At 57.8% G+C, this 559-nt stretch carries 1 pseudogene; it reads right to left on the bottom strand.

Going from position 1 to position 559, the window contains the following annotated elements:
• Positions 1-559, bottom strand: a pseudogene (locus ABUA47_RS23405) (glutamine synthetase type III); the annotation flags it as partial.

Here is a 559-nt window from a genome sequence, read left to right as displayed (position 1 = left end):
CTCTTCGATGTGTTCCAGCACCTGGCTCAACTGCTTGCCCAGGAAGGAAGAGATGATGGCCGGAGGCGCTTCGTTGGCACCCAGCCGGTGGGCGTTCGTCGCACTGGAGATGGAGGCTTTCAGCAATCCGTTGTGACGGTATACGGCCATCAGCGTATTCACTACGAAGGTGATGAAACGCAGGTTCTCTTCGGGCAGTTTGCCGGGTGCGTGGAGCAGGATACCGGTGTCCGTACCCAGCGACCAGTTATTATGCTTGCCGCTACCGTTGACACCCTTGAAGGGCTTTTCGTGCAGCAGTACGCGGAAACCGTGGTTACGTGCCACTTTACGCATCAAGGCCATGATGAGCATGTTGTGGTCTACCGCCAGGTTGCATTCCTCGAAGACGGGAGCCAGCTCGAACTGGTTGGGAGCCACTTCGTTGTGACGGGTCTTGACGGGGATGCCGAGTTTCAGCGCTTCGATTTCCAGTTCCTTCATGAAAGCGGCCACACGGCTGGGGATGGCCCCGAAGTAGTGGTCTTCCAGCTGCTGGTCTTTGGCCGAGGAGTGTCCC

Origin of the sequence: Bacteroides sp. RTP31139st1_H2_RTP31139_211217 (assembly GCF_040227615.1) — a bacterium.
Classification (GTDB): Bacteria; Bacteroidota; Bacteroidia; order Bacteroidales; family Bacteroidaceae; genus Bacteroides; species Bacteroides uniformis.
Note: the sequence above shows the minus strand (reverse complement) of the source record. Positions and strands in the feature narration are given on the sequence as shown.